The organism is Jiangella rhizosphaerae (assembly GCF_003579925.1).
Lineage (GTDB): Bacteria > Actinomycetota > Actinomycetes > Jiangellales > Jiangellaceae > Jiangella > Jiangella rhizosphaerae.
The window spans coordinates 1-6705 of record NZ_QUAL01000359.1; the positions used below are offsets into that span (position 1 = coordinate 1).

Annotated in this window: 8 protein-coding genes and 1 riboswitch; of the genes, 3 read left to right on the top strand and 5 right to left on the bottom strand. The window is 71.9% G+C overall.

Going from position 1 to position 6705, the window contains the following annotated elements; translation table 11 throughout:
- Positions 1-519: 519 nt before the first annotated feature.
- The gene (locus DY240_RS25080) at positions 520-1116 is read right to left on the bottom strand and encodes a histidine phosphatase family protein (protein WP_119662427.1); all 597 of its coding nucleotides are present in this window, start codon (positions 1114-1116) and stop codon (positions 520-522) included.
- Between the two features lie 44 nt (positions 1117-1160).
- On the opposite strand from DY240_RS25080, the gene DY240_RS25085 reads away from it, so the two are divergent.
- Positions 1161-2126, top strand: a complete 966-nt coding sequence (locus DY240_RS25085; protein WP_119662428.1) for a magnesium and cobalt transport protein CorA — start codon at positions 1161-1163, stop codon at positions 2124-2126.
- On the opposite strand, the gene DY240_RS25090 is transcribed toward DY240_RS25085, so the two are convergent.
- From DY240_RS25090 to DY240_RS25105, 4 genes are all read right to left on the bottom strand, one after another.
- A complete protein-coding gene (locus DY240_RS25090) occupies positions 2123-2599 on the bottom strand; it encodes a general stress protein (protein WP_119662429.1) in 477 nt (158 codons plus the stop codon). The two genes, DY240_RS25085 and DY240_RS25090, sit on opposite strands and share 4 nt — an antisense overlap.
- Before the next feature lie 132 nt (positions 2600-2731).
- Complete coding sequence (locus DY240_RS25095; protein ID WP_119662430.1) at positions 2732-3238, bottom strand: HNH endonuclease; 507 nt, start codon at positions 3236-3238, stop codon at positions 2732-2734.
- A 160-nt stretch (positions 3239-3398) separates the two neighbouring features.
- Positions 3399-4130, bottom strand: coding sequence for a lysophospholipid acyltransferase family protein (locus tag DY240_RS25100; protein WP_119662431.1), 732 nt, complete (start codon positions 4128-4130; stop codon positions 3399-3401).
- Between the two features lie 47 nt (positions 4131-4177).
- Entirely contained in the window at positions 4178-4903 is a 726-nt protein-coding gene (locus tag DY240_RS25105; protein ID WP_119662432.1) for a hypothetical protein, read from the bottom strand.
- A 257-nt stretch (positions 4904-5160) separates the two neighbouring features.
- A riboswitch (TPP riboswitch) is annotated at positions 5161-5266 on the top strand.
- 95 nt (positions 5267-5361) lie between these two features.
- Between DY240_RS25105 and DY240_RS25110 the strand changes: the two genes are divergently transcribed.
- Positions 5362-5964 (top strand): ECF transporter S component, encoded by a 603-nt coding sequence (locus DY240_RS25110; protein WP_119662433.1) that lies wholly within the window; start codon positions 5362-5364, stop codon positions 5962-5964.
- The coding region (locus DY240_RS25115; RefSeq protein ID WP_147375517.1) for an energy-coupling factor ABC transporter ATP-binding protein at positions 5964-6705 on the top strand (742 nt) is incomplete at its 3' end. The genes DY240_RS25110 and DY240_RS25115, both read left to right, overlap by 1 nt.

Below are 6705 nucleotides of genomic sequence, written 5' to 3' on the forward strand. Positions count from 1 at the left end.
ACGGCGACGCCGCCCGCGCCCGGTCACACGGCATCGCTGGTGACGCCCGAGTCTTCATGATCGGCCACGCCGTCATCAGCGTTTTCGATGTCGGCTCACAGTTTCGCACCGTTTGTCGGGCTGCAGACGGCCATGATCATCGGCGATCGCCTACATCACGAGGATTACGTGAGCTTCACCATGACTGTAGGGGTATTGACGCTGGGGTGATCCTCGTGATGGCCCCCGAATCACGGTGAAATCTCACCACGTGGACGCTCAACGACACCAACGCCACACCGTGACGGGGCCGACGCCCGAGGCGACCGTCGCCGCTCTTCCCCCGTCCCCCTGATAGCTGCCCGTTCTGAGCCGCGTGCGCGCGGGTCAAGTCCAAGGCCCCCAACCAGAAGCGAAGAGCACCCAGCAGAGGCCGCGGACTTGAGGCGCGCGTGCGCGGCCAAGACAATCGGGCAGCAGGGGGACGGGCTCCAACCCAGCAGGGGGACGGGCCCCAACGCAGCTAGGGGACAGAACGCGTCAGGGGGCGTTCCACCGGTGGATCGCCGGCGTCTCCCGCTCCCAGCCGAGGACGGACACCGTCGCGGTGTCGAGGCGCAGGTGCCCGCCGGCCGCGACCGGCCAGCCGGTCCATCGCGCCGCGACCACCCGGAGGATGTGTCCGTGCGCGAACACCAGGACCCGCTCCCCCGGTGCCGACCGCAGCCGCTCGATCAGCCGGTCGACCCGCGCCTCGACGTCCTCCGGGCGCTCGCCGCCCGGGGCGCCGTCGGTCCACAGCGACCAGCCGGGGTCGGTCTCGCGGATCTGCGGGGTCGTGATGCCCTCGTACTCGCCGTAGTCCCATTCTCGCAGGTCGTCGTCGATCTCTGGGGCGAAGCCGGCCAGCTGCGCCGTCACCCGGGCACGCCGGCGCGGGCTGGACAGCACGAGGTCGAACGCGGCGTCGGCCAGCTTGGGCGCCAGGGACCGGGCGGCCCGTTCGCCGTCCGGCGTCAGCGGGAGGTCGGTGCTGCTGGTGTGCTTGCCGTCCCGGCTCCACTCGGTCTGGCCGTGACGGACCAGCCAGATCTCGGGACGGTGAGCCTGCCCATCCGGGTGCCGGAAGGTCGCCATGCTGGTAACGCTAGCGGTGGAGTCCGCTCGGCGAGGAGGCAACCGTGACGGTGAGCGACTGGGCGTTCTACCGCGGCGGCCGGCGGCAGACCGGCGAGGACTACGACGGCGCGGTCGCCGCGGCCCGGGAGCGGCAGGGGTTCGTCTGGGTCCGCCTGCACGAACCGGCCGCCGACAACCTGCGGCGCGTCGCGGCCGACTTCGGCCTGCACCCGCTCGCCGTCGACGACGCGATGGACGAACGACAGGGCACCAAGCTCGGCCACTACGACGGGCTGGTGTACCTGGTGCTGCGCCGGGTCCGGTACGACGGCGGCGTGCGCGACGCGGGCCGGCTGACGGTGCTGGCCGGGCCCGACGTCGTCGTCACCGTCAGCGAGGGCGACCCGGACCCCGTCGCGTCGATCGCGGCGCGGCTGGAGGACCAGCCGAAGCTGCTGGGCCACGGCCCGGCCGCCGTGCTCTACGCGGCCGCCGGCGCCACCGTCGACGAGTACACCGAGACGGCGGAGGCGTTCGAGGCCGACCTCACCGAGATCGAGGCGGCGGTGTTCGACGATGTCAGCGGCAACCAGGCGAGCCGCATCTACCACGCCAAGCGGCAGCTGCTGAAGCTACAGCGGTCGGTCGGCCCGCTCGGGCTGCCGGTCCGGTCGCTGACCGAGCGCGCGCCGGAGCTGATCCCGGTGAAGGTGCAGACCTACTTCCGCGGCGTCGGCGACCACGTCGAACGGCTGCGGGCCCAACTGAACGGCTACGACGAGATCATCAGCTCGATGCTGCAGGCGAACCTGGCGCAGCTGTCGGTGGCGCAGAACAACGACATGCGCAAGATCACCTCGTGGGCGGCCATCATCGCGGTGCCGACGGCCATCGCCGGCATCTACGGCATGAACTTCCGCGACATGCCGGAGCTGCACTGGAGCTTCGGCTACCCGGCGGTGATGGTGCTGATGGCCGGGATCTGCTGGGCGCTCTACGTCAACTTCAAGCGCCGCAACTGGCTCTAGGGCGTGCCGGTCTGCAGCGACAGCCGGGCGAGCTGGTTGCGCGCTTCGTCGGCGTGCTGGTGCTGGCAGTAGACCTCGTACCGGCTGGCGATGGTGACGCTCTGCGAGGTGAAGTCGCGGCGGCCACCGGTGAACCAGTAGCCGACCAGCCCGAAGATCATCATGAAGATGGCGCCCCACAGCACGCTGAGCAGGATGATCGCCAGCCAGCCCTCGTCGGTGAACAGGCCGAGCAGGAGTCCGACGAACAGGCCCAGCCAGGCACCGGTCGCCAAGCCGCCGAGGGCCGCCTTGCCCCAGGTCAGCCGGCCGGTGACCCGTTCGACCTGACGGAGGTCGCTGCCGACGATGGCCAGGTTCTCGACGGGGAACTTCTGGTCGGCCAGATAGTCGACCGCCTTCTGTGCCGCGGGGTAGTCGTCGTACGTGCCGACGACGATGCCGGTGGGCAGACCGGGAACGGGACTCGCCATGACACACCTCCTAGTGGCCGACAGTACTCGCGAGAGCGATCATCGGACGGCTCATTCGCCCATGACATCGCCGGAACGTCGCTGCTGAGGGGGCGACACGGGACGAGGCAGGGTGGGGCGGGGACACGCACCCTAGGCCGTCGAGGCGACGAGCCACTCGGGCAGCGACTCGGCCGCGGTGATGCCGAGCGCCAGGACCAGCGCGCGGTGCGCCTTGGGCTCGAACGGCTCGACGAGCAGCGTCATGCCCGCCTCGGCCGGCGTGCGGTCGGCCTTGAGCTGGTTGCAGGACACACAGGCCGCGACGGTGTTCAGCCAGCTGCGCTGGGCACCGCCGCGGGACGTGGGCACGATGTGGTCGATGGAGTTGGCCCGGCCGGCGCAGTAGGCGCAGCGCCGTCCGTCGCGCTCGAGGACGCCGCTGCGCGACCACGGCACCTTGCGGCGGTACGGCACCCGGACGAACCGGAGCAGCCGGACCACCAGCGGAGTCGGCAGCTCGCGCGTGGCCGACCGGATGAGCTTCTCGGTGTCGGCGTGCTCGACGACCGCCTTCTCGGTGAGGATGAGGATGACGGCCCGGCGCACCGAGACCACGGCCAGCGGTTCATAGGAGGCGTTGAGAACGAGTGTGTTCATAGCGCACACGCCTCCTTCCCGAGCCCGTGTCAGGGCTCGCCGCTCTGACTCTAGTGTGGCCTATTCGCTCGGCAGGGAACGGAACGGCAAAATCTGGACCAATCGCTGGCGGTGCCCGCGCGCGCGGACCCGCCTCTACAGTGCATCGACGCCGCCGCGTTCACAATGGTTTTTCCTTCTGGTCCACGTCGAGTCGCGGCAGCGACTCGCCCGAGACCGAGCGCCACACGTCGGTGACGCGGTCCTGGATGAGCTCGACGACGTCGCGCAGCGGCAGGCCGGTGAACTCGTCGGGCAGGATCGGCTTGCCGACCCGCAGCTTGATGGTCGGCCGCCGGACGATGGAGGTGAGCGCGCCGCCCAGGCTGCGCGCGATGGACCCCGACCCGATGCGCCGGGCGTCGTGGTGGGCCACCGGGATGACCGGAGCCTTCGAGTCCGCCGCCAGCCGGCCCACGCCGAAGCGGAACCGCCGCGGCGAGCCGTCGGGGGTGGCGGAGACGTCGCCCTCGGGGTAGATGCCGAGGACCTCGCCGCGGTCGAGCGCGTCGTGCGCGGCCTTGAGCGCCGCCGCGCCGGCCTGCCGGCCGCCGACCTCGATCATGCCGGCCTGCCGGGCCAGCGGTCCGATGAACGGGTTCGCGAACACCAGGGACGACGCCATGAAGCGGACGTGGCCGTGGGTGACGCCGCAGCCGTCGCGGTGGCAGGGCACGCTGGGCCGTAGCCCGGCACGGTAGAGCGTGGCCAGGACGGGCGGGACGTCGGCGATGGTGGTGTGGTTGACGGCGACGATGGCCGGGCCGCGGAGCGGTAGCGACGACAGGCCGTCGGGCTCGACGCTGCCGAACAGTCTGGTCAGGCCCACGGCGACCGTACCCACCAGCTCCACGAGGGAAGATTAACCCATCCGTACGACAGCCTGGTGACGCCGCGGTGTCACGACGTGGGGGTCGGGGTGGCCGACGGCACCGGGATCTTCGTGAGGTCGACGACGGCGTCCTCAGCGGGCGGCGTGACCGCCACCTCCGTCCCGTAGTCGGAGAAGGTGATGACGCCGGCACCGGCCGAGGCGCCCTTCTCCTCCAGCCGCAGCGGCAGCGGCTCGCCGGTGGCGGCGACCCAGAGGGTGCCGCCGGTCTGCGGGAAGAGCAGGCCCACCGCCGGCTGTCCGTCGACCTCGCGGACCGCGGTGAGGCTGTCGGGGTCGTCGGCGCCGAGCACCGCGGCCGCGAACGCGGAGCCGTCGGCGAAGATGGCGAAGCTGGAGGCCGCCTCGGGCGAGATGAGCAGCCACTTGCCGGCCAGCGTGGTGTCGACGTCGGCGCCGACGTAGGTGGCCAGGCTCTCGGGATCGCCGGTGACATAGACCGCGCCCGGCGTGGCGACCAGCTGGACGGTGGTGTCGGAACCGACGGTGCCGACGGAGCCGACGCCGTCCTTGAACGCGATGTCGATGGTGTTGCCGCCGACCGTGGTGCCGGAGACGCGGTAGGAACCCGTGGCGCGCATGGCGGTCAGCGACCGCTGCAGCACCTCGGCGGGCGCCAACTCGTCGATGCCGTTGGGCGCCTCGGTGAGTCCCTGCTCGACGCTGATCTGCGCGAGCGGCGAGACCGCGGGGTGTTCCGGGCCGGATGCACACGCCGTCAAGGCGACGGTCACGAGCGCTACGGAACCGGCTGCAGCCAGTCGGCGAACGACCAGTTGCATGTGCGGCTGACCTCTTCGTTGCGGGGTCGGCTCGGTGTGAGCGCGAGGCGGCTCCGGCTGGAGCGCCTGATGGAGCATACCCACGCTCGGGCCACGTCGTCACCGAAACGTGACCTGGCCGGAGTGGCCCCGAGCCCGGTTTCCGGACGTTACCGCTGATCAACGCCGGTGTGACCAAAGGGTGTAATCTCGTTCACGAGACAACTGAATACCCACGACAGGGGAGCGCTGCAGCGCTGAGAGTGCGGGACAGGCCCGCAGACCCTCGAACCTGATCCGGGTAATGCCGGCGCAGGAAGTCGACACCTCGACCGCAGCAGCGCGTCCCACGGGCTGGTCCCGTGGTGGCGCGCTGTGCCGCGTCTTCGAGGGCCCCTCGTCGTACGACCGTACGAGAGGAGCTTTCTCCGATGAGCGAGCCGGGAACCGTCCAGCTGCGACGGCACCGCTGGCGCACCGTCGACATCGTCGTCGCGTCCGTCATCGGCGTCGTGTTCGGCGTGGTCTTCGCCATCTGGAACAACGTGGTCTACTCGGCCATCAGCGGGCCGCTCACCGGGTCTCCCGCGCAGCCGCTGATCGCGGGCGTGTGGCTGATCCCGGCCGTCGTCGGCGGGCTGGTCGTCCGCAAGGCCGGGGCCGCGCTCTACACCGAGGTCGTCGCCGCGACGGTCTCGATGTTCTTCGGCTCGGCGTGGGGTCTGTCGGTGTTCATGTCCGGCGTCTGGCAGGGCCTGGGCGCGGAGCTGGTGTTCGCGCTGCTGTTCTACCGCCGCTGGGGCCTGGTGGCGGCGGTGCTGGCCGGTGGCGGCGCCGGGCTGGCGATGGGCCTCTACGAGATCACGGTGTACGTCTCGACCTACGCCGCCGACTGGAAGCTGGTGTACGTCCTGTCCGCGGTGGCGACCGGGCTGGTCGTCGCCGGCGGACTGGGCTGGCTGCTGGTCCGGGCGCTGGCGCGGACGGGTGCGCTGGCGCCGTTCGCGGCCGGCCGTACACAGAGCGAGATCTGATGACGGTGTCAGCGGGCGGCGCCGCGGTCCGGGTCCGCGGGTTCGGCTGGCGCTATGCCGGCCGGAAGGCCTGGGCCTGCCGCGGCGTCGACCTCGACATCGCCGCCGGCGAGCGGGTGCTGCTGGTCGGGCCGTCGGGTGCGGGCAAGTCGACGGTGCTGCGCGCCGTCGCGGGGCTGCTCGACCCGGAGACCGCGGCGGAGCAGGAGGGCACGATCGAGGTCGGCGGCGTGCCGGCGGCGGCCGCGCGCGACCGCGTCGGGATGCTGCTGCAGGACCCGGAGGCGTCGCTGGTGATGTCGCGCTCCGGCGACGACGTCGCGTTCGGCCTGGAGAACGCCGGCGTGCCGGCCGAGGAGATCTGGCCGCGGGTCGACGAGGCGCTCGCGCGGGTCGGCTTCCGGCACGGCCGCGACCGGCCGACGACCGCGCTGTCCGGCGGCGAGCAGCAGCGGCTGGCGCTGGCCGGCGCGCTGGTCCGCCGCCCGGCGGTGCTGGTGCTGGACGAGCCGACCGCCAACCTCGACCCCGCCGGGACGTCGACGGTCCTGTCGGCCGTCGAGGCGGCGCTGACCGGCGCCGGGACCACGCTGCTGCTGGTCGAGCACCGGGTCGACGCCGCGGCGGGGCTGGTCGACCGCGTCGTCGTGCTGGAGTCGGGGGGCGGCGTCGTCGACGACGGGCCGCCCGCCGAGGTGTTCGGCCGGCGCGGCGCCGCGCTGGCGGCCGCCGGGGTGTGGG